The sequence below is a fragment of the Pseudomonas sp. HMSC08G10 genome (genome assembly GCF_001808425.1).
In the GTDB taxonomy this organism is placed as follows: domain Bacteria; phylum Pseudomonadota; class Gammaproteobacteria; order Pseudomonadales; family Pseudomonadaceae; genus Aquipseudomonas; species Aquipseudomonas guariconensis.
This window is the reverse complement of record NZ_KV793283.1, coordinates 157893-184065: the sequence shown is the minus strand read 5'-3', so window position 1 is coordinate 184065 and position 26173 is coordinate 157893. Positions and strand designations below refer to the sequence as shown.

The 26173-nt window shown below is 61.2% G+C and carries 23 protein-coding genes, 2 tRNA genes and 1 pseudogene; 11 read left to right on the top strand and 15 right to left on the bottom strand.

The annotated features are described in order from the left end of the window. The 4 genes and pseudogenes from HMPREF3173_RS25215 to HMPREF3173_RS01125 form a co-directional block, all read left to right on the top strand. A pseudogene (locus tag HMPREF3173_RS25215) lies at positions 1–78 on the top strand (phage infection protein); the annotation flags it as partial. A gap of 121 nt (positions 79–199) precedes the next feature. Next, on the top strand, positions 200–832 hold the full coding sequence (locus tag HMPREF3173_RS01135; RefSeq protein WP_070571149.1) for a TetR family transcriptional regulator: 633 nt from the start codon (positions 200–202) through the stop codon (positions 830–832). 91 nt (positions 833–923) lie between these two features. Next, positions 924–2042 carry an AGE family epimerase/isomerase gene (locus HMPREF3173_RS01130; protein ID WP_070571148.1) on the top strand — a complete coding sequence of 373 codons (1119 nt, stop codon included), beginning with the start codon at positions 924–926 and terminating at the stop codon, positions 2040–2042. A 53-nt stretch (positions 2043–2095) separates the two neighbouring features. Beyond that, complete coding sequence (locus HMPREF3173_RS01125) at positions 2096–2347, top strand: hypothetical protein (RefSeq protein ID WP_070571147.1); 252 nt, start codon at positions 2096–2098, stop codon at positions 2345–2347. 47 nt (positions 2348–2394) lie between these two features. On the opposite strand, the gene HMPREF3173_RS01120 is transcribed toward HMPREF3173_RS01125, so the two are convergent. The 6 genes from HMPREF3173_RS01120 to HMPREF3173_RS01095 form a co-directional block, all read right to left on the bottom strand. Further along, on the bottom strand, positions 2395–3162 hold the full coding sequence (locus HMPREF3173_RS01120) for an SDR family oxidoreductase (protein ID WP_070571146.1): 768 nt from the start codon (positions 3160–3162) through the stop codon (positions 2395–2397). A gap of 600 nt (positions 3163–3762) precedes the next feature. Continuing rightward, positions 3763–4479, bottom strand: a complete 717-nt coding sequence (locus HMPREF3173_RS01115; protein WP_043211932.1) for an ABC transporter ATP-binding protein — start codon at positions 4477–4479, stop codon at positions 3763–3765. Further along, complete coding sequence (locus HMPREF3173_RS01110) at positions 4476–5351, bottom strand: ABC transporter ATP-binding protein (protein WP_043211934.1); 876 nt, start codon at positions 5349–5351, stop codon at positions 4476–4478. Before HMPREF3173_RS01110 ends, HMPREF3173_RS01115 begins: the two co-directional genes overlap by 4 nt. Further along, positions 5348–6637: a high-affinity branched-chain amino acid ABC transporter permease LivM gene (livM, locus tag HMPREF3173_RS01105; protein ID WP_070571145.1), complete on the bottom strand. Its 1290-nt coding sequence runs from the start codon at positions 6635–6637 to the stop codon at positions 5348–5350. The genes HMPREF3173_RS01110 and livM overlap by 4 nt, the downstream gene beginning before the upstream one ends. Before the next feature lie 2 nt (positions 6638–6639). Further along, complete coding sequence (locus tag HMPREF3173_RS01100) at positions 6640–7554, bottom strand: ABC transporter permease subunit (RefSeq protein ID WP_043211939.1); 915 nt, start codon at positions 7552–7554, stop codon at positions 6640–6642. 157 nt (positions 7555–7711) lie between these two features. After that, the gene (locus tag HMPREF3173_RS01095) at positions 7712–8848 is read right to left on the bottom strand and encodes a branched-chain amino acid ABC transporter substrate-binding protein (RefSeq protein ID WP_043211941.1); all 1137 of its coding nucleotides are present in this window, start codon (positions 8846–8848) and stop codon (positions 7712–7714) included. Positions 8849–9376: 528 nt separating this feature from the next. Here HMPREF3173_RS01095 and pncB point away from each other — a divergent pair. After that, complete coding sequence (gene pncB / locus HMPREF3173_RS01090; RefSeq protein WP_070571144.1) at positions 9377–10582, top strand: nicotinate phosphoribosyltransferase; 1206 nt, start codon at positions 9377–9379, stop codon at positions 10580–10582. 3 nt (positions 10583–10585) lie between these two features. After that, positions 10586–11413: an ammonia-dependent NAD(+) synthetase gene (gene nadE / locus HMPREF3173_RS01085; RefSeq protein ID WP_070571143.1), complete on the top strand. Its 828-nt coding sequence runs from the start codon at positions 10586–10588 to the stop codon at positions 11411–11413. 110 nt (positions 11414–11523) lie between these two features. Here nadE and azu read toward each other — a convergent pair whose 3' ends face one another. Next, positions 11524–11973 (bottom strand): azurin, encoded by a 450-nt coding sequence (gene azu / locus HMPREF3173_RS01080; RefSeq protein ID WP_043211949.1) that lies wholly within the window; start codon positions 11971–11973, stop codon positions 11524–11526. 346 nt (positions 11974–12319) lie between these two features. Here azu and HMPREF3173_RS01075 point away from each other — a divergent pair, with 346 nt between their 5' ends. Continuing rightward, entirely contained in the window at positions 12320–12907 is a 588-nt protein-coding gene (locus HMPREF3173_RS01075) for an LOG family protein (protein WP_070571142.1), read from the top strand. A 120-nt stretch (positions 12908–13027) separates the two neighbouring features. Here the strand turns inward: HMPREF3173_RS01075 and HMPREF3173_RS01070 are convergent, their stop codons facing one another. The 8 genes from HMPREF3173_RS01070 to rnr form a co-directional block, all read right to left on the bottom strand. Next, positions 13028–15328, bottom strand: coding sequence for a YgiQ family radical SAM protein (locus HMPREF3173_RS01070; RefSeq protein ID WP_070571141.1), 2301 nt, complete (start codon positions 15326–15328; stop codon positions 13028–13030). A 213-nt stretch (positions 15329–15541) separates the two neighbouring features. Then, a complete protein-coding gene (gene dnaB, locus HMPREF3173_RS01065) occupies positions 15542–16939 on the bottom strand; it encodes a replicative DNA helicase (RefSeq protein WP_043212012.1) in 1398 nt (465 codons plus the stop codon). A gap of 113 nt (positions 16940–17052) precedes the next feature. After that, positions 17053–17499 (bottom strand): 50S ribosomal protein L9, encoded by a 447-nt coding sequence (gene rplI, locus HMPREF3173_RS01060; RefSeq protein ID WP_043211954.1) that lies wholly within the window; start codon positions 17497–17499, stop codon positions 17053–17055. Between the two features lie 20 nt (positions 17500–17519). Next, entirely contained in the window at positions 17520–18413 is an 894-nt protein-coding gene (locus tag HMPREF3173_RS01055) for a YybS family protein (RefSeq protein WP_043211957.1), read from the bottom strand. Positions 18414–18446: 33 nt separating this feature from the next. Further along, on the bottom strand, positions 18447–18677 hold the full coding sequence (gene rpsR / locus HMPREF3173_RS01050; RefSeq protein WP_009403887.1) for a 30S ribosomal protein S18: 231 nt from the start codon (positions 18675–18677) through the stop codon (positions 18447–18449). Between the two features lie 29 nt (positions 18678–18706). Then, on the bottom strand, positions 18707–19132 hold the full coding sequence (gene rpsF, locus HMPREF3173_RS01045; RefSeq protein ID WP_043211961.1) for a 30S ribosomal protein S6: 426 nt from the start codon (positions 19130–19132) through the stop codon (positions 18707–18709). A gap of 274 nt (positions 19133–19406) precedes the next feature. Beyond that, positions 19407–20153, bottom strand: coding sequence for a 23S rRNA (guanosine(2251)-2'-O)-methyltransferase RlmB (rlmB, locus tag HMPREF3173_RS01040; protein WP_070571140.1), 747 nt, complete (start codon positions 20151–20153; stop codon positions 19407–19409). Continuing rightward, complete coding sequence (gene rnr / locus HMPREF3173_RS01035; protein ID WP_043211965.1) at positions 20150–22729, bottom strand: ribonuclease R; 2580 nt, start codon at positions 22727–22729, stop codon at positions 20150–20152. The genes rlmB and rnr overlap by 4 nt, the downstream gene beginning before the upstream one ends. A gap of 273 nt (positions 22730–23002) precedes the next feature. Between rnr and HMPREF3173_RS01030 the strand changes: the two genes are divergently transcribed. From HMPREF3173_RS01030 to HMPREF3173_RS01015, 4 genes are all read left to right on the top strand, one after another. Next, positions 23003–23089 (top strand) — tRNA-Leu (locus HMPREF3173_RS01030). A gap of 87 nt (positions 23090–23176) precedes the next feature. Next, positions 23177–23263: transfer RNA gene (locus HMPREF3173_RS01025), tRNA-Leu, on the top strand. Positions 23264–23531: 268 nt separating this feature from the next. Continuing rightward, positions 23532–24545: an extracellular solute-binding protein gene (locus HMPREF3173_RS01020; RefSeq protein WP_070571139.1), complete on the top strand. Its 1014-nt coding sequence runs from the start codon at positions 23532–23534 to the stop codon at positions 24543–24545. Then, the gene (locus HMPREF3173_RS01015) at positions 24545–26110 is read left to right on the top strand and encodes an ABC transporter permease (RefSeq protein ID WP_070571138.1); all 1566 of its coding nucleotides are present in this window, start codon (positions 24545–24547) and stop codon (positions 26108–26110) included. The genes HMPREF3173_RS01020 and HMPREF3173_RS01015 overlap by 1 nt, the downstream gene beginning before the upstream one ends. Positions 26111–26173: the final 63 nt, after the last annotated feature.

The window sequence follows — 26173 nt, the reverse complement described above, 5'->3', positions numbered from 1 at the left end:
GATCGCCTGATCGAGCGTAACAACCGCGTCGCAGAAGGTGGTTCCGATCGCCTGGTAGAACTTGGCCGCATGAGCTGATCACCATGGCCAAGAACAACAACCCGCCAAGCAATACCTGCTCCCCTCCAAGCCCGGTCCATTGACCGGGCTTCGTTTTTTTATCTAGAGTGCCCAGCCGTACAGTCACAGAATACGTCCCATGCTGCCGCGCGCCGAACAGAAGCTACAGACACGCCAGGCCCTGCTCGATGCCGCCTGCCAGCTCATGGAGAGTGGCCGGGGTTTCGGCAGCATCAGCCTGCGCGAAGTAGCCAAGGCCGCGGGTATCGTCCCCACCGGTTTCTATCGGCATTTCACCGACATGGACGCCCTGGGCCTGGCCCTGGTGGCCGAGGTCGATGCGACGTTCCGCCAGACCATCCGGATCGTGCGGCACAACGAGTTCGTACTCGGAGGCATCACCGACGCTTCGGTGCGGATATTCCTGGATGTGGTGGCTGCCCACCGCGCGCAGTTCCTGTTCCTGGCCCGCGAACAGTACGGTGGCTCCCAGGCCGTGCGCCAAGCCATTGCTCAACTGCGCCAGGGCATCAGCGCAGACCTCGCCACCGACCTGGCGCGCATGCCGCGTTGGCAGCATCTGGACGGCGCCGCTCTGGCAGTGATGGCAGACCTTGTGGTCAAGACCGTGTTCGCCACGTTGCCCGAACTGATCGACAGCCCTGACGCCGCGAATCCACAGGCCCTCACCCCGCAGGAGAAGATCACCCAGCAGCTGCGCTTCATTTTCGTGGGTGCGCGCCACTGGCAAGGGTTGGGAAATCCAGGCTGATCATTGCCAACAACGGCAAAGTACCGGCGCGAGCGCCCTGCAACCCCATTCTGCTACCATGGCGCACTGCCCGATTGCGACGAGCGCCTTCATGTCCGACCCCCGCCCCACCCTGCCCGAACTGGCTCGCTTCAACCAGCACTTCGCCGACTGCATCGTGCCACTGTGGCAAGGTCCGGGCTGGAATGCCGAACTGGCCCTGCCCTTTGAAGCCCTCGATGGCGAACACCGGCCCATGCCCGTGCAGCGCTACCGTGCCATGGCCTGTGCCCGGCAGCTGTACCTGTTCAGCAGCCGGATCGAGCAACCGGGCGCGGCCGAGCGGGCGGCGGCGCTGTTCCGCTCGCTGCAACGGCATTTCCACGATGCCGAACATGGCGGCTGGTTCTACAGCATCGATGCCGAAGGACGGCCACTGGACCGGCGCAAGGACCTGTATACCCATGCCTTCATCGTCTTCGCGTGCGCCCATTACTGGGGCAAGGTGCGCGAGGGTCTGGTGGAGTCCGCGCTCAACGCCGCCCTGGATATCGTCACCGAGCGCTTCGCCCGGGATGATGGGCTGTATGAGGCCAGCCTGGGCGAAGACTGGTCGGACCTAGGTAGCGGTCCCCTGCAAAATCCTCAGATGCACCTGACCGAAGCCTTCCTGCAGACCCTGGCGGTGCGCGAGGACGACGCTGTCGAGCACGCCTTGTTGTCGCTGTGTGAAGCGCTGCAGGCGCACTTCGTCGATCCCGTCCACGGCTTGATGCTGGAGAAACCGAACGGGGCTGTGGATAACTGGTTCGAGCCGGGGCATCAGTTCGAATGGTTCTATCTGCTCGACACTTCGCCGCTGCTGCGTGGCACCCCGCTGCATGCCTCCATCGATCGTGCGTTCACCTATGCCGAACGGTCCGGCGTTAAGGATTCGGCAGTGTTGGCCATGCTGGATGTGGCGGGTAAGGTGATCGACCCCACCCAACGCATTTGGGCGCAGGCAGAATACCTGCGGGCGCTGGCGTTGCGGCCGGGGAGCGGGGCGAAGTTACTGGCGCAGTTGCAGGCGCTCGAGGGTCGGTTCCTGCATGCCGGAGGCTGGTATGAATGCCGCGATGGCCAAGGCGAGGTCAGCCGGCACGACATGCCGTCCACCACGCCCTACCATTTGGCGACGTGTCTGGAAGGCCTGCAGGCTGCCTGTGCGGACAACACTTCCCTCTGCTGATCGACCGCCATGCCCCCTCACCATTGTTCTTCCATCTCGGAGGAACAATGGACATGAAAAACAACGATTTTGCAGCATTCGTGGAAACGCAGATCGACAGGGCTGCCCAGAAGATCATCGACAGCAGCAATCAACGCTACGATGAACACTCCCACGGGAAACTGAGCTACCTGCTGAGCTTGCGTCGCGTGATGAGCAAAAAAGCCACCGCCGAAGATCTCGGCCGCCAGGACGCGATCAACGATGTGCTCCAGGCCCTGAACATCATCGAGCCCAATAAAACCTACCTGTCGCTGATCAAGTAAGGTATCGGCGGCACTATGCGAACCGGCCAAGGCCGGTTCGCAACCGTTCAGCCCTTGCTCGAGCGGTGGACCGAAAACCCCGCCCAATCCTGGCTTACCGGCATCAACTCAAGACTATTGATGTTGATGTGCGGGGGCTGGTTGAGGACCCAGAAGATGGTTTCTGCAATGTCCTGGGGCTGGATCGCTTCGGCGCCCGCGTAAGTGGCATCGTACCGCGCCTGGTCCCCGCCAAAGCGCACCAGCGAAAACTCGCTCTCGCACAGTCCCGGCTCGATGTTGCTGACACGCACGCCGGTGCCGCGAAGATCGCAGCGCAGGCTCAATGAAAACTGCCCGACGAACGCCTTGGTGCCGCCATAGACATGGCTGCCCGGATAGGGATAGTTGCCCGCCACCGAACCTACGTTGAGGATACTGGCCCCACGGCCATGGGCAATCAGGCGCGGCAACAGCAGCCGGGTGGTGTACATCAAGCCCTTGATGTTGGTGTCGACCATGGTTTCCCAGTCGTCCAGGTCACAGTCCTGGGCAGGTGACGCGCCCAGTGCCAGGCCTGCGTTGTTGACCAGGCCCTGCAGCTTGTCGAAAGTCGGCGGCAGGCTGGCGATCGCCTGTTCCATGGCCTGGCGATCACGTACATCGACCGCAAGACCATGCACTAGAGTCTTGGCCGACAGCTCGGCACACAGGGCGTCCAAGCGCTCCTTGCGCCGACCGGTGAGCACCAGCTTCCAACCTGCCTCAGCGAAACGGCGGGCGGTGGCTTCACCAAAGCCGGACGTCGCGCCGGTGATGAATACGGTGGATGTCATGCGCATCTCCTTCACGGTGGATTGTCGTCGACAGATGCTCAGCATGGTCTGCTACATCGTCTCCAGCAAGCGCACCCCGTGCTGGTCAATAAATAGCCAATGCCTTGAAACCCTTGTAATAGACAGTCTCAACGCACCTATACGCACCTTATCCACAAGGCTTTCCCCACAGATTGGGGGAAACTCGTCACCCTGAATGAACGCAACGTTGCCCAGCGGGTCTGTGGAGCGCTTTTCGGTGATGGCCCAACGCTTTCAATGGTGCCGCTTGCAGCGGTCTGTCCAAGGCTTTTTCACAGAGTTATCCACAGCCTTCGCCAAGCATCGACACGCTGTTTTCAGACTGCGCGGCTGCAGTAAAAACGTCGTCAAGCCTGACTTGGTCAAAAAACATACAGAGGCCTGTAAGGCGCGCCGGTAAAGGCGTAGAGACACCTGCCACCATGTTTTCCACAGGCGGTTCCACACGATCCGTGGACAAAGCGAAGCCTGTGGAAACAATGACTTGCGAAGGGATTCTGCGGGCACTCGTGCAGGGTATGCGACAAGTTGTCCACATTGGCGTGAACAACCGGGCCGCGCTGCGGCCCGGTTACTGGGTCAGTGTCCGCCGAGGTAGGCGTTGCGCACTTCCTCGTTGACCAGCAGCTCCTGCCCCGTACCGCTCATGCGGATCTGGCCGTTGACCATCACATAAGCCCTATCGGAGAGCTTCAGCGCATGGTTGGCGTTCTGCTCCACCAGGAAGATGGTCATCCCTGTCTTGGCCAGCTCGCGCAAGGTCGAGAAGATCTGCTTGACCACGATCGGCGCCAGCCCCAGTGATGGCTCGTCAAGCAGCAGCAACTTGGGACGGCTCATCAATGCCCGGGCAATGGCGAGCATCTGCTGCTCGCCGCCGGACATGGTCATGGCCCGCTGGTTACGACGCTCCTTGAGCCGCGGGAACAGTTCGTACATGCGCTGCATGTCCTCATCGGCATGCTTGTCGCCAATCGGGATGGTCCCCATCATCAGGTTTTCCTCGACAGTCATGTCGGGGAACACCCGGCGTCCTTCCGGCGACTGGGCAATGCCGTTGGAGGCGATGTAGTGCGAGGACTTGCGGGTGATGTCGGTGCCCCGGTAGACGATCTGCCCGGACGCGGCCCGGGGCTGGCCGAAAATCGACATCAGCAAGGTCGACTTGCCGGCGCCGTTGGCCCCGATCAGGCTGACCGTCTCGCCTTCGTTGATGTGCATGCTGACTTTCTTCAGCGCCTGGATGGGCCCGTAGAACACATCCAGGTCCTTGAGCTCGAGAATGGGTGCACTCATACCAGTTCCTCTTCGTCGGCACCCAGGTAGGCGGCGATCACCGTCGGGTTGTTGCGGATGTCCTGCGGTGCACCTTCGGCAATCACATTGCCGTGGTCGAGCACCACGATATGGTCCGAGATGCTCATGACCATGCCCATGTCGTGCTCGATGAGCACCACTGTGATGTCGTGCTCATCGCGAAGCACGCGGATCATGCGGCTCAGGGCTTCGGTTTCCTGGGGGTTGAGACCGGCAGCCGGTTCGTCCAGGCAGATGATCTTCGGCCGCGTGCACATGGCCCGGGCGATCTCCAGGCGACGCTGCTGTCCGTAGGACAGCTCGCCGGCCAGGCGATTGGCGCAATCGACCAGATCGACCACCTCCAGCCAGTAGAACGCATGGTCCAGGGCATCGCTTTCGGCCTTGCGGTAGGCCTTGGTGTTGAGCACGCCAGCCAGCAGGTTGCGGTTGACCCACATGTGCTGGGCCACCAACAGGTTTTCCACCACCGACATTTCCTTGAACAGGCGAATGTTCTGGAATGTCCGGGCCAGGCCTGCGCGGTTGACCAGGTGGGTACCACCGAACATCTTGTAGTACAAGCGATTGGCAAAACGCGCCGGGGACACGAAATCCGCCGCCTGGAAACGCTCGCCGAGCAACTGGATCACATTGGTGCGGCCACCGCGCACGTTCAGTTCGATGCGCCCGCCACTGGCCTTGTAGAAGCCGGTCAGGCAGTTGAACACGGTGGTCTTGCCGGCGCCGTTGGGGCCGATCAGGGCGAAGATCTGGTTGCGCCGGACCTTCAGGCTGACATCGCTGAGCGCCTTGATGCCGCCGAACTGCATCATCAGGTTGTCGACCGAGAGAATGATATCGTCGCTCATGGCGCCACTCCTTTACGCGGGGTCACACCGGCACGGCTGATGCGGATCAGCCCTCGCGGTCGCCAGATCATCATCAGCACCATCAGCACACCAAACAGCAGTACCCGGTATTCGGAGAAGCTGCGCAGCAGCTCCGGTGCCACGGTCAGCACGAAGGCGGCAATCACCACCCCCACCGTCGAGCCCATGCCGCCGAGCACCACGATCGCGAGAATCAACGCCGATTCGAAGAAGGTGAACGAAGACGGGTTGACGAAGCCTTGATAGGTGGCGAAGAACACTCCAGCCAGGCCTGCGGTGGAAGCGCCCAGGGTAAACGCCGAAAGCTTGACCAGTACGTGGTTCAGGCCCATCGAACGGCAGGCGATCTCATCCTCGCGCAGCGCCTCCCAGGCCCGGCCGACCGGCATGCGGGTCAGACGGTGCTTGATGTACAGGACGGCCAGCACCACGATGAACAGCACTGCATAGATGAACACGAACTTAAGGTTGGCGTTGTATTCGAAACCGAAGAACTCGTGGATGGGCACCCCACCATCCTTGGCACGACGGCCGAACTCTAGGCCCATGAAGGTTGGTGCCGGTGCCGGCATGCCGTTGGGGCCACCAGTGAACGACAGCCAGTTGTTCAGCACCAGGCGGATGATCTCACCAAAGCCCAAGGTCACGATCGCCAAGTAGTCGCCATGCATCCGCAACACGGGGAAACCGAGTATGCACCCGGCCAGCGCCGCGGCAATGGCCGCCAGCGGCAGCACGCTCCAGAAGCCCAGCCCAAGGTACTGGTAGCCCAGGGCCAGACCATAGGCACCAATGGCGTAGAACGCTACGTAGCCCAGGTCGAGCAGGCCCGCCAGACCCACCACGATGTTCAGGCCCAAGCCCAGCAGCACGTAGATCAGGCCGAGGATGACCACGGTGAGCAGGTACTTGTTGGCAAAGACCGGAAACACGATGGCGATGACGATCAGCGCCGGAATGATGTAACGCAGCCGTGACTTGTAGTCAGGCGCCAGCACGTGCACGCCCGATCCGCCACTTTCGAAGCCCTGGAGCATGCGCTGCCCCGAGGCGGTCTGCACAAACAGGCTGAGCAGGAAGCGCCCCAACATCACCCCTCCGACCAGCCAGGCCACGCGACGGGGTTCTGCATTGAAGCTGTAGCCGTCGAGCACCACGCCGACGACAGGGCCAAACACGATCAGGGCAAGCAGGCCGGCGACGATGGTCTCCAGCAGGCTGCGCTTGATATCGAAACCGGAAGAAACAGTATTGGCAGCAGACATGTTCACACCTTAGCCACGAGCGGGCGACCCAACAGGCCTTGGGGACGGAAGATCAGGATCATCACCAGCAGTGAGAAACTGAACACGTCCTTGTAGTCGGAGTTGATCAGGCCGGAGAACAACGACTCGGAGATCCCCAGGATGATCCCGCCAAGCATGGCGCCAGGGAGCGAGCCAATGCCGCCGAGCACCGCGGCGGTGAACGCCTTGATGCCGATGATGAAGCCGGCATAGAAGTCGAAGGTGCCGTAGTTCATGGTGATCAGCACGCCTGCGAGGGCAGCCATCACCGCACCGATGACGAACACGTAGGAGATCACCCGGTCGGTGTTGATCCCCAGGATCGAGGCCATCTTGCGGTCTTGCTGGGTCGCGCGGCACATGCGGCCGAGCTTGGTGTACTTGATCACATAGGTGAGCAGGGCCATGCCGACGAAGGCCGCCACCAGGATGAAGATCTTGGTGTAGGTCAGTTGCACGAAGCCGGTCCCCACTTCGACGCGCCAGGCGCCTTCGAGCAGGGTGGGCACGCCTTGCTGGCGGGCGCCCTGGCTGATCTGCGCGTAGTTCTGCAGGATCAGCGAGATGCCGATGGCACTGATCAGCGGTGCCAGGCGAGTGGAGTTACGCAGGGGCTTGTAGGCGATGCGCTCGATGGTGAAGCCATAGATGCCCGTGACGACGATGGTGAACAACAAGGTTCCCAACATCAGCAGCGGAAACGACTCGATACCGAAGTAGGCCAGCAATGCCAGGCTGATCGCCGCGAGGTACGCGGAGATCATATACACCTCGCCGTGCGCGAAGTTGATCATGCCGATGATGCCATAGACCATTGTGTAGCCGATGGCGATCAGACCATAGACAGACCCAAGGGTCAGTCCATTGATCAGTTGCTGCAGGAAAATACCATCCATAACGCAATCTCACCTGATTGAGATTGCACGAGCGCCGACCACGGCGGACCACCGCTGAAGCGGCCCTCGCAGCGCAGAACTGTGCAGATCTACGGATAAAGACAGGTACCGCGGGGCTGCGGCCCGGAGCACTGCGCATCCGGGCCGGTCGCCATTGTTATTTTTGTTTTTCCAGCTGGTGGTACTTGCCGTTGGCATCCCACTGGTAGACCACGTAGTCGGAGACGGTCAGGTCGCCCTTGTTGTCCCACTTCTTCTCGCCCATGACGGTCTGAACCGGGTTGGCCTTGAGCCACTTGGCAGCGTCTTCGCCCTTGTTCGACTTGGCGCCGTTGAACGCGGCAGCCAGGGCCTGGAGGGAGGCGTAGGCGTACAGGGTGTAGCCTTCAGGTTCGGTACCGGCCTTGCGGAACTCCTCCACCACCGCCTTGCTGTCAGGCAGCAGGCGCGGGTCGGCGCCGAAGGTCATGTACACGCCATTGACGTACTGGGCACCGCCAGCGGTGGCTACCAGTTCGTCGGTCACGATGCCGTCGTCGGACATGAACTTCACATCCTTCAGACCTTGTTCGCGCAGTTGGCGTACCAATGGGCCGGCTTCTGGGTGCAGGCCACCGAAGTAGACCACGTCGGCACCGGTGGAACGAATCTTGGTGACCACCGCGCTGAAGTCTTTCTCGCCTCGGGTCAGGCCTTCGTACAGCACAGGTTTCACGCCACGTTTTTCAAGCTGCGCCTTGGTCGCATCGGCCAGGCCCTGACCGTAGGTGTCCTTGTCGTGCAGGACAGCGACTTTCTTGCCCTTGAGTACATCGACGATGTAGTCGCCGGCCACGATGCCCTGCTGGTCGTCGCGACCGCACATGCGGAACATGGCCGAGAGCCCTCGCTCGGTCACCTGAGGGTTGGTCGAGCCCGGGGTGATGGCGATCACGCCAGCTTCGTCGTAGACCTCGGAGGCCGGGATGGTGTTGGAGGAGCAGAAGTGACCGACCACGCCGATGACTTTGTCCTGGTCGACCAGACGGTTGGCCACGGCCACGGCTTGCTTCGGTTCGCAGGCGTCATCGCCCTTGACCAGGATGATCTTCTCGCCGTTGACCCCACCTGCGGCGTTGATCTTGTCGGCTGCCGCCTGGGCACCTTTCATGTACTGCTCGCCAAACGCTGCGTTGGCGCCGGTCATCGGGCCTGCGACACCGATCTTCACATCGGCCTGAACAAACGAGGAAACACCCAGTGCCGAAGCTACGGCGAGAGCCAGGAAACCTTTCTTGTAAAACGTCTGCGACATGAGGTGGTGCTCCTTAGAGTTTTTTTGGTTGGCACTACAACTTTCAGCACTGACCTCAGAGCAAGCGCCGTGCCAGCGGATTTGTCTTCGTCGCAAAACGCAGAGAGAGAGCGGACTAAAGGCGACCGACGGCCTTTTCTTTATTGAGCGTGCAACCGTCTAACCTAGACAAGTCGCAACCCTGCTGGCCATTCTGGGCAACCGCTCGGTGCCATCATTGCAACCCTGGCAAGTGTTTACGTGCAACCGCCCTGTAACAGGGCGACGTCACCGAACTGCACACTGCAAGTGCACAACTGCTACAGGGGGCACCGTTACGAGGCGGCGCAGTGTGTAGGAAAGTGCCCGGCTCACGGGCGACAAAAGCGCCAAATCGCGGGACAAGCCCGCTCCGACAGGGGCCGCCTAGGCCGAACGCACGGGCCGTTACCGAAGCCAATGTGCTCACGACGGCGCAAACGCTGGCACAATGGCGCGGATTCCGCGCGCCTGCTTTGTGACGCGAGCGCCGCCACCTGGAGCCCCTCAATGAGCGAGAGCGCATTTGCCGAGCGCATCGTGCACAACCTGCTCGACACCGACTTCTACAAACTGACCATGATGCAGGCCGTCCTGCACAACTACCCTGATGCAGACGTGGAATGGGAGTTCCGCTGTCGCAACGGCGAGGACCTGCGCCCCTACCTCGACGAAATCCGCAAAGAAATCGAACACCTCAGCGACCTTAGCTTGGACGATGGTCAGCTAGCCTTCCTCGAGCGCATCAGCTTCCTCAAGCCCGACTTCCTGCGTTTTCTTGGGCTGTTTCGTTTCAACCTGCGTTACTTGCGTATTGGCATCGAGAACGATCAGCTGTTCTTGCGCCTGCGTGGCCCATGGCTGCACGTGATCCTGTTCGAAGTGCCGTTGCTGGCCATCATCAGCGAAGTGCGCAATCGTCATTTGCACCCACGCATGCGCCTTAGCGAGGCGCGTGATCAGTTGTACCGTAAGTTCGACTGGCTGCGTGCCCATGCCAGCGACGAGGAGCTGGCCGAACTGCAAGTGGCCGACTTCGGTACCCGGCGGCGCTTTTCCGGTCGAGTGCAGGAAGAAGTGGTACGGGTGTTGCGTGATGACTTCCCAGCGCGCTTCGTCGGCACCAGCAACGTGGACCTGGCCTGGAAGCTGGATGTCAGGCCCCTGGGCACCATGGCCCATGAGTGGATCATGGCCCACCAGCAACTGGGCCCTCGGCTGATCGACAGCCAGATCGCCGCGCTGGACTGCTGGGTCCGCGAATACCGCGGGCTTTTGGGCATCGCCTTGACCGACTGCATCACCATGGACGCCTTCCTGACCGATTTCGACCTGTATTTCGCCAAGCTTTTCGACGGCCTGCGCCATGATTCCGGCGATCCGGTGGCCTGGGCGGAAAAGGCCATAGCCCACTACCGCAAACTGGGCATCGACCCGATGACCAAGACGCTGGTGTTTTCCGACGGCCTGAACCTGACCCGTTCACTGGAAATCTTCCGTGCCCTGCGCGGTCGCATCAATGTCAGCTTCGGTATCGGCACCAACCTTACCTGTGACATTCCTGGTGTAGCGCCGATGAGCATCGTGCTTAAAATGACCGACTGCAACGGCTCGCCGGTGGCCAAGATCTCCGACGAGGCCGCCAAGACCCAGTGCCGTGACGAGAACTTCGTCAATTACCTGCGCCACGTATTCAAAGTCCCCAGCAAGGAGTAACCCATGCAAGCCGTTCAGCGAGAGATTGCGCAGCAGCTCAAGGTGCAGCCCCCGTTTGCCGACGCCGCCGCGCTCCAGGCCGAAGTCACCCGGCGCGTGGCTTTCATCAAGGGATGCCTGGCCAATGCTCGGCTCAAGACCCTGGTCCTAGGCATCAGCGGCGGCGTCGACTCGCTGACCGCCGCCCTGCTCGCCCAGCGCGCGATCAATGAGTTGCGTGCCGAGACCGGAGACGACAGCTACCGCTTCATCGCCGTGCGCCTGCCCTATCAGGTACAGCACGACGAACACGACGCCCAGGCGTGTCTGGATGTGATCAAAGCCGATGAAGTGCACACCGTGGATATCGCCCCGGCCGTCCGCGCCCTGGCAGCCGAGACCAAAGCCTTGGAAGGCGGCTCGCCGACCCTGGTGGATTTCGTCGTGGGTAACGTCAAGGCGCGCATGCGCATGGTGGCCCAGTACGCCATTGCCGGCGCCCGGGGCGGCCTGGTGATCGGAACAGATCATGCTGCCGAGGCGGTAATGGGCTTTTTCACCAAGTTCGGTGATGGCGCCTGCGACCTGGCACCACTGAGCGGCCTGGTGAAGAACCAAGTGCGAGACATCGCTCGCAGTTTCGGCGCGCCGGAAGCGTTGGTGGAAAAAGTCCCGACCGCGGACCTGGAAGACCTAGCACCGGGCAAGCCGGACGAAGCCTCCCACGGCGTGACCTACAAGCAGATCGACGCGTTCCTGCACGGTGAACCGGTCAGCCAGGAGGCGTTCGACATCATCGTCGCCACCTACCGCAAGAGCCAGCACAAACGCGAGCTGCCGTTCGCGCCTTGATCAGCCCCTAGAAACGCCTGTGGGAGCGGGCTCACCCGCGAATGCAGTGGCAGACCACCGAGGCATTCGCGGGCAAACCCGCTCCCACAGGTTATACGCTCAGGTTTCGCTTACTTGACGATGACCTTGCCCTTCATCATCGAGATATGGCCTGGGAAGGTGCAGAAGAAGCTGTAGTCGCCACCGGCTTCGAGCTTGGAGGTGTCGAACTTCACTTCGGTTTCCTTCTCTGGCGCACCGATCATCTTGGTATGAGCGATGATCCCGGCATTGGCGGCGTTGAGGTAGTCGTTTTCCAGACCCTTGCTCATGCCTTCGGTGGCGATGCCCTGCATGTCGGCAGTCTTGCTGATCACCAGGTTGTGGCCCATGACGTTCTTCGGCAGGCTGCCGGAATGGGTCAGCTTGACAGTGAACTCTTTGCAGCTCTTGTCGACGGTGAATTCCTTGGTGGTGTAGGACATCTGGTCGGTGGATTCGACAGTCACCGAGCACTCGGCTGCAAAGACAGAAGCGCTGGCGAGGGTCAGCAGGGATACCGCTACAGCTTTCGCAAACATCATGAATCTCCTTGGCAGGGTTTAATATTGCGAGACTGCCTGAAACCGCTCGCCTCCCCGCTGATATGGGTCAAGGAGGAAAGGCCTCAGCCAGTAGATTTGTTCAATGGATTGTATACAACCAATCTAAGTGCACATCATGCCCTCTTAATGGACGATGGGACAACCTCTCATTCAGGAGCAAGTACCATGACCTTGAGCAGCATGATGCGCAGCCTGCTGGCTGCCTACGCCTGTGGCGCCAGTGGCGCGGCAGTCTGCGAGTTCTCCCGCCCCGAGTGAATCGGCGCTTGGAAGCGGCAGGCATGCGCCTTACCCTGTGCGCGCATGTGATGGGAGATGAGCAATGCCTGTACGTTCCGTTTGTGTCTTTTGCGGTGCCAGCATCGGCACCAACCCCGCTTATCGTGAAGCCGCGGTAGCCCTAGGCCAGGCCATCGCCCGGCGCGGCCTGACCCTGGTGTACGGCGGGGGCTCCGTGGGTCTGATGGGGGCTGTGGCCGATGCCGCCATGGCGGCTGGCGGCGAAGTGATCGGCGTCATGCCGCAGAGCCTCATCGATGCGGAAATTGGCCATAAAGGCCTGCCACGGCTGGAAGTGGTCGACGGCATGCACGCCCGCAAGGCGCGCATGGCCGAGCTGAGCGATGCCTTCATCGCCCTTCCGGGAGGCCTGGGAACGCTAGAGGAACTGTTCGAGGTCTGGACCTGGGGCCAGCTGGGCTACCACGCCAAGCCATTGGGCTTACTGGATGTGAACGGGTTCTATGAAAAGCTGGGCGGGTTCCTCGACCATATCGTCGAAGAAGGCTTCGTAAGACCGCAGCACCGGGCGATGCTGTTGCTCGGCAAGCAGCCGGATGAGCTGCTGGATGCGATGGAGGAATTCGTGCCGCCCGTGCTACCCAAGTGGGTCGACAAGAAACCTGATTGATCTCGATCGATGGGCCCCGCATCTGACCTGTGGAACGGGTTTTACTGCCAATGCGTCGGCAGACACCTCAGCATTCGCGGATAAGCCCGCTTCCACAGGGTCCAGTGCCCAGGCTATCGATTAGCGCGGAATGACAGGCTGACGAGGCTTCTTCTTGCCTTTGCCGCCCTTGGCCGCTTCCCTGCGCTCCTTGGCCGCCTGTTGGTTGCGAGCGAACGCTTCGGCCTTGGCCTTCTCACGTTTGTCCCACGGCTTGCTGCCATCGCTGGCGCGCGGCGGCAGGCCGGTGTGCTGGGTCAGGATCTTCTGGTCTTTGCCCACCTTGTGGCTGCCGGCAGGAGTCGAGTTCTTGCGGCGAGCGCTCTGGTAGCTGTCGGTCTGCGGCTGATGCAGCGGGATCAACTGGTGCTTGCCCGGACCGATCAGGTCAGCGCGCCCCATGCGTTGCAGCGCTTCACGCAGCATTGGCCAGCCCTTCGGATCGTGATAGCGCAGGAAGGCCTTGTGCAGGCGACGCTGTTCTTCGCTCTTGACGATCTCCACCCCTTCGCTCTTGTAGGTCACCTTACGCAGCGGATTCTTGCCCGAGTGGTACATGGCCGTGGCCGAGGCCATCGGCGAAGGGTAGAACGCCTGCACCTGGTCGGCGCGGAAACCATTGCTCTTGAGCCACAGGGCGAGGTTCATCATGTCCTCGTCGGTGGTACCGGGGTGCGCGGCGATGAAGTACGGGATCAGGTATTGCTCCTTGCCCGCTTCCTTCGAGAACTTCTCGAACATGCGCTTGAAGCGGTCGTAGGTGCCGATCCCCGGCTTCATCATCTTGTCCAGCGGCCCCCGCTCGGTGTGCTCCGGGGCAATCTTCAGGTAGCCGCCGACGTGGTGGGTCACCAGTTCCTTGACGTACTCCGGAGACTCCACGGCGAGGTCGTAGCGCAGGCCCGAGGCGATCAGGATCTTCTTCACCCCCGGGAGGGCACGCGCCTTGCGGTACAGCTCGATCAGCGAACTGTGGTCGGTGTTGAGGTTCTCGCAGATGCCTGGGAACACGCAGGACGGCTTGCGGCAGTGCTTCTCGATCTCGTGGCTCTTGCAGGCGATGCGGTACATGTTGGCGGTCGGACCGCCGAGGTCGGAGACCACGCCGGTGAAGCCCGGCACCTTGTCACGCATTTCCTCGATTTCGCGGATGATCGAGTCGTGGGAACGGTTCTGGATGATTCGGCCTTCGTGCTCGGTGATCGAGCAGAAGGTGCAGCCGCCGAAGCAGCCACGCATGATGTTCACCGAGAAGCGAATCATCTCGTAGGCCGGGATGCGCTCCTTGCCATAGGCCGGATGCGGGACGCGCGCGTAAGGCATGCCGAACACGTAGTCCATTTCCTCGGTGCTCATCGGGATGGGTGGTGGGTTGAACCAGACGTCCACCTCACCATGCTTCTGCACCAAAGCGCGGGCGTTCCCGGGGTTGGTCTCCAGGTGCAGCACACGGTTGGCGTGGGCGTAGAGGACCGGGTCGTTGCGCACCTTCTCGAACGATGGCAGGCGGATCACCGACTTCTCACGGGTCATGCGCGGGCTGTCGAGAATCTGCACAACCTTGGCTTCGTTCGGGTCCTCGACTTCACCCTTGGCCTGCTCGATGGCGCAGGCCTGGGTGTCCTGGGTGTTGACGTAGGGGTTGATGATCTTGTCGACACGTCCTGGGCGATCGATGCGGGTCGAGTCGATCTCGTACCAACCCTCTGGCGTGTCACGGCGCACGAAGGCGGTGCCGCGTACATCGGTAATGCTCTCGATGCTTTCGCCCTGGGACAGGCGCTGGGCGACTTCGACAATGGCGCGCTCGGCGTTGCCGTACAGCAGGATGTCGGCGCTGGCATCGATCAGAATCGAGTGACGGACCTTGTCCTGCCAGTAGTCGTAGTGGGCGATGCGACGCAGGGAGGCTTCGATGCCACCGAGCACGATCGGCACATGCTTGTAGGCCTCCTTGCAGCGCTGGCTGTACACCAGGCTTGCGCGGTCAGGGCGCTTGCCCGCCAGGCCACCCGGGGTATAGGCATCGTCGGAACGGATCTTCTTGTCCGCGGTATAGCGGTTGATCATCGAGTCCATGTTGCCTGCCGCGACGCCGAAGAACAGGTTCGGCTCGCCAAGCTTCATGAAGTCGTCCTTCGACTGCCAGTTCGGCTGGGCAATGATGCCGACGCGAAAGCCCTGGGCTTCCAGCAGCCGGCCAATGATGGCCATACCGAAGGACGGATGGTCTACGTAGGCGTCTCCGGTCACGATAATGATGTCGCAGGAATCCCAGCCGAGCTGATCCATCTCCTCCCTGCTCATTGGCAGGAACGGTGCCGGCCCGAAGCATTCGGCCCAGTACTTGGGATAGTCGTAGAGTGGTTTGGCTGCTTGCATGTCAGTGACCGGTTCTGGTGTGCAGGGAAATCGCGGGCGCGGAATATAGCACAAAATTTGATCAAATCCGACGATAGTGGTCGGATTCGTGTGCTCAAAAAAAGAGACTGTCGCCCTGTGGGAGCGGGTTCACCCGCGAATGCGATGGCGCAGAGTCCACTGTATTCGCAGGCAAACCCGTCGTCACAAGGGACAGACGTACCGCTGGAAGGGTTATTCGTCGTCGTCGAAGTTGTACATGCCCGGCGCGAGGTTCTCGAAACGGGTGTACTTGCCGATGAACGCCAGGCGGATGAAGCCGATGGGGCCGTTACGCTGCTTGCCGATGATGATTTCGGCGATGCCCTTGTGCTCGGTCTCGGGGTGATACACCTCGTCACGGTAGACGAACATGATCACGTCGGCGTCCTGCTCGATCGCTCCGGATTCACGCAAGTCGGAGTTCACCGGTCGCTTGTTCGGGCGCTGCTCGAGGGAGCGGTTGAGCTGCGACAGGGCGATGACCGGGCAGTTGAATTCCTTGGCCAGCGCCTTGAGGGAACGCGAGATCTCGGAGATCTCGTTGGTCCGGTTATCACCGCTGGAGCCAGGGATCTGCATCAACTGCAGGTAGTCGACCATGATCATGGCGATATCGCCATGCTCGCGGACCAGACGACGGGTACGGGCACGCATTTCCGAGGGACTGATGCCGGCGGTATCGTCAATGAACAGCTTGCGGTCGTTGAGCAGGTTGACTGCCGAGGTCAGGCGCGGCCAGTCGTCGTCGTCCAGCTGACCGGAACGCACCTTGGTCTGGTCGATGCGCCCCAGGGACGACAGCATACGCATGATCAGCGCATCGCCGGGCATCTCCAGGGAGAACACCAGCACCGCCTTGTCGCTGCGCAGCACTGCGTTCTCCACCAGGTTCATGGCGAAGGTGGTCTTACCCATCGAAGGGCGACCCGCGACGATGATCAGGTCCGCTGGCTGCAGGCCGCTGGTCTTCTCATCCAGGTCGGTATAGCCGGTCGACAGACCGGTGATGTCGCTGTCGGAGTTGAACAGCGTGTCGATGCGGTCAATGGCCTTGGTCAGCAGCTCGTTGACGCCCACCGGGCCACCGGTCTTGGGTCGCGCTTCGGCGATCTGGAAGATCTGCCGTTCGGCGTCATCGAGAATTTCCGCGGCATTGCGGCCCTGGGGGTTGAAGGCGTTGTCGGCGATATCGGTGCTGATGCTGATCAACTGGCGCAGCGTGGCCCGCTCGCGAATGATCGCCGCATAGGCCTTGATGTTGGCCACCGAGGGCGTGTTCTTGGCCAGCTCGGCCAGGTACGCCAGCCCGCCGACCTGGGTCGACAGGCCTTCCTTGTCCAACTGCTCGTGCAGCGTGACCACGTCGAACGGCTGGTTCTGATCCACCAGTTTGTGGATGGCGCGGAAGATCAGGCGGTGGTCATGCCGATAGAAATCACCGTCCGAGACCTGGTCCAGCACCCGCTCCCACGCGTTGTTGTCCAGCATCAGGCCACCGAGCACGGCCTGTTCGGCCTCGATGGAGTGCGGCGGCACCTTGAGGGCGGCAGTCTGCAGGTCTAGTTGTTCGGGATTGCTGATCTCGTTCATGTCCACACGAAAAATCTGGGTGATGAAAAAGACAAAGGGCACGACCTGCATGATGCAGGACCGTGCCCGATGTTAACCGGCTGGCCCCAAGGAGCCAACCGATTCGCGGCAGCTTAGGCTGCGACGACAACCACGCGAACGGTGGCTTCAACGTCGCTGTGCAGGTGCACGGCAACGTCGTATTCGCCGACGTTACGGATGGTGCCGTTCGGCAGACGAACTTCAGCCTTGGCCACTTCAACGCCGGAGGCGGTCAGGGCGTCAGCGATGTCGTGGGTGCCGATCGAACCGAACAGCTTGCCTTCGTCACCAGCGGTGGCAGTGATGGTCACTTCCAGCTCGGCCAGTTGGGCAGCGCGGCTTTCAGCCGAAGCTTTACGCTCGGCAGCAGCTTTTTCCAGCTCGGCGCGACGCTCTTCGAACGCAGCCAGGTTGACGGCGTTGGCAACGACGGCCTTGCCGAAAGGCAGCAGGAAGTTACGGCCGTAACCACCTTTTACTTTTACTTTGTCGCCCAGGTTGCCCAGGTTGGCGACTTTTTCCAGCAGGATCAGTTCCATTTGGTAAAACCTCTTAACTTTTAACCTTCACCGTTCGCGGAATCGTCACCCTGGTGAGGGGACTTGCGACCGCGAAAATCAATCAGGCTATCGACAATGGCCAAGACCACGAGCAACGGATAAGTCAGCTGCATGAACAGCACCAGCGTCACGTACAACCCCACCAGCCAAAATTTGGCCAGGCGCTTCTGGGCCACCAACCCATGCAACAGGGCAATCCCCGCGAACATGAGCGGCACACTGCACAGTGGCGTCAGCAATGCCAGGCCAGGACCGAAGTTCGGGCCGAACAGCATGCAGGCCAACAGCACCAGCATCGGCACCAGGGGAATCCGTACCGCGTGAAACTCGCGGCCGAAACCTCCCGGGTTGTACAACACGGCTTGCCAGTAGCGACCCAACATCAGGGCCAGCACGCTGACAACTTGCAACAGGGCCGCAATCAGGCCGCCGAGCACCGGTACGATGAGACTTCCAAGGTGTGCCTGTTCCTCTACCGACAACTGCTGATAGAGGCCGTCGAGCATCTGCGGCAGGGCTTTTTCAAGCGCTCGCGCCAGAGCTTCAATCGGTTCGCGGAACACCGAACCAAGCACAACACCGTACAACAGGCCCAGGGCGATGCTGGACAACAGCACCCGGTTCCAGGAATGTCCGGCGCGCAGCAGCGCAGCCAGCCCCAGCGTCCCCAGCAGCACCATCAAGGTGCGTGGCTCGCCGAAGATCCACCAGGCCAACGCCGGCAAGATACCCCAGACGATGACCGAGGAAGCGTCCTTGAAACCGCGCCGCAGGAACACCAGGCTCCCGGCGGCGGCACTCAACCAGAACAACAGCGGCAACGCCGCACAACCGGCCACCACAATGGAGGCCTGCACACGACCGCGCATGATGAAATCAGCCAACGCTCGCATGCTTATCCCTTGCTACTTGTCGACGACCCGGTCTCAGCGGCCGTGGCTGTCGGTGTAGGGCAGCAGGGCCAGGAAGCGGGCGCGCTTGATAGCGGTAGCCAGCTGACGCTGATAACGAGCTTTGGTACCGGTGATACGGCTTGGAACGATCTTGCCGGTTTCGGATACGTAAGCTTTCAGGGTGTTGAGATCTTTGTAGTCGATCTCTTTCACGTCTTCAGCAGTGAAGCGGCAGAATTTACGACGACGGAAGAAACGTGCCATGTAATAGGCTCCTCAAAAAGGTCCGTGGATTACTCGTCAGCGTTATCGCTGTTGTCGCTGTCGTTGCTGTCGTCGCCATCGACGCCATCAGCAGCTTCAGGACGCTCGCGACGCTCACGGCGCTCGCTGCGGTTCTCTTCGGCCTTCAGCATCTCGGACGGGCCGGTGACGGCTTCGTCGCGACGGATGATCAGGTTACGGATCACGGCATCGTTGTAGCGGAAGTTGTCTTCCAGCTCGGCCAGGGCCTTGCCGGTGCACTCAACGTTCAGCATCACGTAGTGAGCCTTGTGAACGTTGTTGATGGCGTAGGCCAGCTGACGACGGCCCCAGTCTTCCAGGCGGTGGATCTTGCCGCCGTCTTCTTCGATCAGCTTGGTGTAACGCTCAACCATGCCGCCGACTTGCTCGCTCTGGTCCGGGTGAACCAGGAAGATGATTTCGTAATGACGCATGAATGCTCCTTACGGGTTAGTAGTCTGCCAGCACTGTGGTCAGACAAGGAGTGAATGACACTGTATGTCTTGCCTTGGAAAGAGGCACATGCGCGCCTGCCTGCTTGGCAAGGGGCGCAATTGTAGAGAAGGCGGGGAGTACAAGCAAGGTGGCTGGTGATTATTTGAACAGCCGGAAACAAATTGCCGGTGCCCCGCGAAAGAGGCGCCGCCCCTTTGGCAGGTAATCCCGCTCCCACTACCCTGTAGCAGCGGGATCACCCGCAAATGGGCATCAGCCCTTGGCCTGACGCTGGCGCACAGCTTCGAACAGGCACACCCCGGTAGCCACCGACACGTTCAGGCTGCTGACGCTACCGGCCATCGGCAACTTGACCAGGAAGTCGCAGTGCTCGCGGGTCAGGCGACGCATGCCCTTGCCTTCGGCGCCCATGATCATCACCAGCGGGCCAGTCAGATCCTGCTGGTAGATCTCCTGCTCGGCCTCGCCTGCAGTCCCGACCACCCATAGCCCACGCTGCTGGAGTTTCTCCAGCGTACGGGCAAGGTTGGTCACGGCCACCAGTGGAATCACCTCGGCAGCGCCGCAGGCGACCTTGCGCACCACGGCCGTGAGCGTCGCCGACTTGTCCTTGGGAATCACCACTGCCGTGACACCGGCAGCATCGGCAGTACGCAGGCAGGCACCGAGATTATGCGGATCGGTGACACCATCGAGCACCAGGATCAGCGGTGGCCGTTCAGCACGTTCGAGCAACTCGTCGAGCATGGCCTCGCCCCAGACCTGGCTCGGGCTGACCTCGGCGACGACACCTTGGTGCACACCTTCGACCCAGGCATCGAGCTCGCGGCGCTCGGCCTGGCCGACCGGAACGCGGTTTTCCGCCGCCAAGGCCAACAGGCTCTGGATACGCGGCTCGCTGCGCCCCTCGGACAACCAGATCTGCTTGACCCGCTTGGGATGATGCTGCAACAGCCCCTGCACGGCATGCACGCCGTAGATTTTTTCCAGCTGACTCATGACTTGTTCTTGCCTTTGCGCGGCGCGCCGGACTTCGACGGCCCCTTGCGATGCTTGGTCGGCTTGCCGGACGCCTTGGCGCCTTTGTCCGACTTGCCGCTGGCGTGGCTGTGACGGGCCTCGCTCATCAGCGCCTTTTTCATTTCCCGGCTTTTGCGCACTTCGGCATTACGCTGCACGGCGTCCTTGGGGAAGTACGCCTCGGCAGTCTCGCTTTTGCGACTGCGCGGCTTGGGCGAGATCTTCGCCTCGGATGCAGGTGCCGGCTGGGCTGCAGGTACCGCTTTGTCGGCCGCGGCAGCGGGTTTGCGACCGACCGGGGCGTTGACGCTCGCCTCGGACATCTCGAAGTCGATCTTGCGCTGCTCCAGGTCGACACGCATGACCTTGACCTCGACAGTATCGCCCAGGCGGAAGCTGCGACCACTGCGCTCGCCAGACAGACGATGGTGCACCGGATCGAAGTGGTAATAGTCACCCGGCAAGGCGCTGACATGTACCAGGCCTTCCACATAGATGTCGGTCAGTTCGATGAACAGGCCGAAGCCGGTCACCGCGGTGATCACGCCCGGGAAGGTCTCGCCGACACGGTCGCGCATGTATTCGCATTTGAGCCAGTTGACGACGTCACGCGTGGCCTCGTCGGCACGTCGCTCGGTCATCGAGCACTGCTCGCCCATCTGGTCGAGGGTGTTTTCGTCGTACGGGTAAATGCGCGCCTTCGGAATGCTCATGGCACCCGCCCGCTTGACATGCGGAGTATCGATCTTCGAGCGGATCACGCTGCGGATGGCGCGATGCACCAGCAGGTCCGGGTAACGGCGAATCGGCGAGGTGAAGTGGGTGTAGGCCTCGTAGTTCAGGCCGAAGTGGCCGTTATTCTCGACGCTGTACACCGCCTGGCTCAACGAGCGCAGCATGACGGTCTGGATCAGATGGAAGTCCGGGCGCCCGGCAATGCTCGCCAACAGGGCCTGGTAGTCCTTCGGCGAAGGATCCTTGCCCTTGTGCAGCGAAAGGCCCAGCTCGCCCAAGAATGCGCGCAGTTTTTCCAGGCGCTCCGGTGGCGGGCCATCGTGCACACGGTAGAGTGCCGGAACGCCGTGCTTCTGCAGGAACTCGGCGGTGGCCACGTTGGCCGCCAGCATGCACTCCTCGATCAGCTTGTGGGCATCGTTGCGTACGGTCGGACGAATTTCATCGATCTTGCGGTCTTCACCGAAGATGATGCGGGTTTCCTGGGTCTCGAAGTCGATCGCGCCACGGGTGTGGCGAGCCGCCACCAGCACCTTGTACAAGGCATAGAGGTGCTTGAGGTCCGGCAGTACAGCGCTGTACTCCTCGCGCAGGGCCTTGCCTTCGCGGGTACGGGCATGTTCGAGCATGCTGCTGACCTTGTTGTAGGTCAGGCGGGCATGGGAATGAATCACCGCTTCGTAGAACTGATAGTCGACCATCTGACCGGCCTTGTTGATGGTCATTTCGCAGACCATAGCCAGGCGATCGACGTGCGGGTTCAGCGAACACAGGCCGTTGGACAGCTCCTCGGGCAGCATCGGAATCACGCGCTCGGGGAAGTACACCGAGTTGCCGCGCTGCTGCGCCTCGACATCCAGGGCCGAACCTAGGCGCACATAGCTGGAAACGTCAGCGATCGCCACATATAGGCGCCAGCCGCCCGAGAACAGCCGCAGCTTGCCCAAGGGCTCGCAATAAACGGCATCGTCGAAGTCGCGGGCATCTTCGCCATCGATGGTGACGAACGGAAGATGACGCAGATCGATGCGCTTTTCCTTGTCCTTCTCTTCGACCTCGGAGCGGAACTTGCGCGCTTCCTTGATCACATCTTTAGGCCAGACGTGAGGAATATCGTAGCTACGCAGCGCGACATCGATCTCCATGCCGGGCGCCATGTAGTTGCCGATCACCTCCACCACATCGCCCTGGGGCTGGAAGCGTGGGGTCGGCCAATGGGTGATCTTGATCTCGACGAACTGGCCAATCTTCGCACCACCGTTACGCCCGGCAGTCACCAGCACTTCCTGCTGGATCTTAGGGTTATCGGGAGTGACATAACCAATGCCACCTTCCTCGAAGTAGCGGCCGACCACGCTCTCGTGGGCACGGGAGATGATTTCGACCAGCACGCCTTCACGACGGCCACGGCGATCGACACCGGAAACCCGGGCCAGACCGCGGTCACCGTCGAACACCAGGCGCATCTGCGCAGGGCTCAGGAAGAGGTCTTCACTGCCATCATCAGGGATCAGGAAGCCGAAACCATCGCGGTGGCCGGAGACGCGACCGCAAATCAGGTCAAGCTTGTCTACCGGGGCATAGGTGCCGCGCCGGGTATAGATAAGCTGGCCATCGCGCTCCATGGCGCGCAGACGGCGGCGCAGGGCTTCGATCTGGTCTTCTTCGTGCAGGCCGAACTCGGCAGCCAGCTCTTCGCGAGCGGCCGGTTCGCCACGGTCGGCGAGACGCTGCAGGATCAGCTCACGGCTAGGAATGGGATTTTCGTATTTTTCCGCTTCGCGAGCGGCCTCGGGATCGAGGGATTGCCAATCGGCCATCAGAAGGGGTTCACCTTGGGGTATATAGATAAGAATTCTGGCATAGGCGTATTGAAACCGGAAATGTCTGCCTTGGACAGCCCCAGCGGAGCGTCGAGGTGGAGGCAATAGGCCTGCGGAATCAACAAGTTGAATTTTTTGAATTTTTTTTTGATCCGGGGCTTTACAGCCCTCAGGAGCGTCCGTATAGTGCGCACCACAACGACGGACAGCCGACGTTGTAGTTGAGATGCAACGCGATGTAAAGCATCATGTGACCTCGACGAAATGTGTGCCCAGGTGGCGGAATTGGTAGACGCGCTGGTTTCAGGTATCAGTGGCTTAACGGCCGTGGAAGTTCGAGTCTTCTCCTGGGCACCAACTATTTTCAAGTAACAGATGACCAAGGATCTGTTACTACTGTGTTAAGCGAACGATAGTCGTCTTACACAGAAGATGTAAAGCTTTGCCCAGGTGGCGGAATTGGTAGACGCGCTGGTTTCAGGTATCAGTGACTTAACGGTCGTGGAAGTTCGAGTCTTCTCCTGGGCACCATACAAAAACCCACTAGCTTGCTAGTGGGTTTTTTCTTGCCCTGCGATTTAGCCCCCTGCCCTCTACAGCAACGGCTTCATGCGCAAACACCGGCAAAGCCGGTGCCAAGCACTGTGTATCGCTCTTCGAAGGCAAACCAGCCCCACCAGGAAGAGACGCCTCCTTAGCCTTTTGTCTGCTGATGAATTTCTCGCCATACGGCCACTTGAGAAACGATTTCGTTTACCATTGTTTCCAAATATGTAGCCGTAAGCGAGGAAGTACCCGCATGACGATCCGCCCGCAACTGCTGATGCGCAGCCTGGCCGCCGCCCTCTTGGGCCTGGTGATCGGCGCACCGGCCGCCTTGGCTGACGAACCGGTCACGCTGACCCTGTACAACGGCCAGCACAAGGAAATCGGCGAAGCCATCGCCAAGGCCTACGAGGCCAAGACCGGCATCCACATCAATATCCGCAAGGGCAGCAGCAACCAGCTGGCCAGCCAGATTATCGAAGAGGGCAATCGCTCGCCCGCCGATGTCATCTACACCGAAGAATCCCCACCCCTGAACAACCTGGGCGAACTGGGCCTGTTGGCGAAAATCGATGACGCGACCTTGGACATGCTGCCCAAGCAATACGTCGGCGCCAACGGTACCTGGATGGGTGTGACCGCGCGAACCCGGATCGTCGTGTTCAACCCCAAGAAAATCGACGAGAAGGACCTGCCGAAAAGCGTCATGGACTTCGCCAACCCCGAGTGGGATGGCCGTGTCGGCTACGTGCCTACCAGCGGTGCCTTCCAAGAACAAGCCGTGGCCATCCTCAAGCTGCATGGCCGCGAAGCGACCGAGGAATGGCTAACCGGCCTCAAAGCCTTCGGCAAGGCCTACACTAACAACATGGTGGCCCTCAAAGCCGTCGAGCGCGGTGAAGTCGATACCGTGCTAGTGAACAATTACTACTGGTATGCCCTCAAGCGCGAGCGTGGCCAGCTGGACTCCAAGCTCTACTACCTGGCCGACGGCGACGCCGGCAATCTGGTAACAATCTCCGGTGCCGGCGCCGTCAAGGCCAGCAAGCACCCGAAGGAAGCCCAAGCCCTGCTCAACTGGATGGCCAGCGAAGAGGGCCAGCGCGTCATCACCCAGACCACCGCCGAATACCCGCTGCATAAAGGCATGGTCTCGGATCAGGGCCTGAAGCCGTTCGAAGAGCTGCGCCCACCGAAGATCTCGCCGGCGGACCTTGGCAACGCTGAGGAAGCCTTGGAGCTTGAACGAGAGGTCGGCCTGCTCTGATGACTGCCGCCCCGCCCCAGCCGGCCCTGGCGCGCTTCGTGCCACGCCGCAAGCGCCCCTCGATCTGGGTGGTGCTGCCCGTCCTGTTCCTGGTGGCGATGAGCTTGCTGCCATTGCTCTACGTCGCTCTCAAGGCATGGCAAGCCGGCTGGCATGAAGCCTTTCGCCTGCTCTGGCGCCCCTTCGTCTGGGGGCTGCTGCGCAACACCTTGATGTTGATGGTAGGGGTCACAGTGGCCTGCCTGATCGTCGGACTGGCGTTGGCCTGGCTGCTGGAGCGCAGCGACCTGCCAGGCCGTCGCCTCTGGGGGGTGGTGCTGTGTCTACCCTTCGCTGTGCCGTCGTTCGTCAGCAGCTTCACCTGGGTGTCGCTGAGTTCGGACTTCGAGGGCCTGGGCGGGGCGATCCTGGTCATGGCGCTGTCGAAGTACCCGCTGGTGTTCCTGCCTGTGGCCGCGACCCTGCGCAACCTCGACACCTCTCTTGAGGAGTCGGCGCGCACCCTGGGCTGCAGCCGCTGGGGCGTGTTCTTCAAGGTCACCCTGCCATTGCTGTGGCCCTCGATGATCGGCGGCGCACTGCTGATTGCCCTGCACATGCTGGTGGAGTTCGGCGCCCTGTCCATCCTCGGCCTGCAGACCTTCACCACGGCGATCTACCAGCAGTTCGAACTGGAGTTCAGCAACGCCAACGCGGCCATGCTTTCAGCAGTACTGCTGGCGCTGTGCCTGGCGATGCTCTGGCTGGAGCTGCGCGTGCGCGGCAAAGCGCGCCACGTGCGGATCGGCCAGGGCGTGGCACGTCGCGGTCAACCGGTTCGCCTACGGGTCTGGATGCCCTTGGGGCAGTTGTTCTGCCTGTCACTGGCGGTACTGGGCAGCGGAATCCCCTTGGCCATGCTCGGCTACTGGTTGAGTGTGGGTTCATCGGCAGCATTTCCGGTTACGGAAATCGGCAAGGCGCTGCTGACATCGTTGTCAGTCTCCTTGGGTGGAGCCGGTTTTTGCGTGCTGCTGGCGCTGCCCATCAGCTTCCTGGTAGTGCGCTACAAGGGCCGCCTGGCGATCTGGGCCGAGCGCCTGCCCTACCTGCTGCATGCCCTGCCAGGGCTGGTGATTGCACTGACGCTAGTGTTCTTCGCCCTGCACTATGTGCCGGCCCTTTACCAGACGTCCGCCCTTCTGCTGCTTGCCTATGCCTTGCTGTTCCTGCCGCTGGCCCAGGCCCCCGTGCGCACGGCTCTGAACAAAGCCTCCCCCACGCTGGAAGAAGCGGCCCGAACCTTGGGCGCCAGCAGTTTTGGCGCCTTCTGCCGGGTGACTCTGCCGATCATCTTCCCAGCCCTGGCAGCGGCCTTCGCCCTGGTATTCCTCGATGCCATGAAGGAGCTGACCGCCACCCTGCTACTCAGCCCTACCGGCATGACGACGCTGGCAACAGAAGTCTGGGCGCATACCGCCAACGTCGAATTCGCCGCGGCGGCGCCTTATGCGGCGCTACTGATCGTGGTGTCGGGGTTGCCGGTGTATTTGCTGACGACGCGGATGTATCTGAACAAGGCGTAAACCGTTTCGTAGATCCCACCCTCCGCTCCAGGGGCTGCTTTACAGCCCCTGGATCCGGCAGGG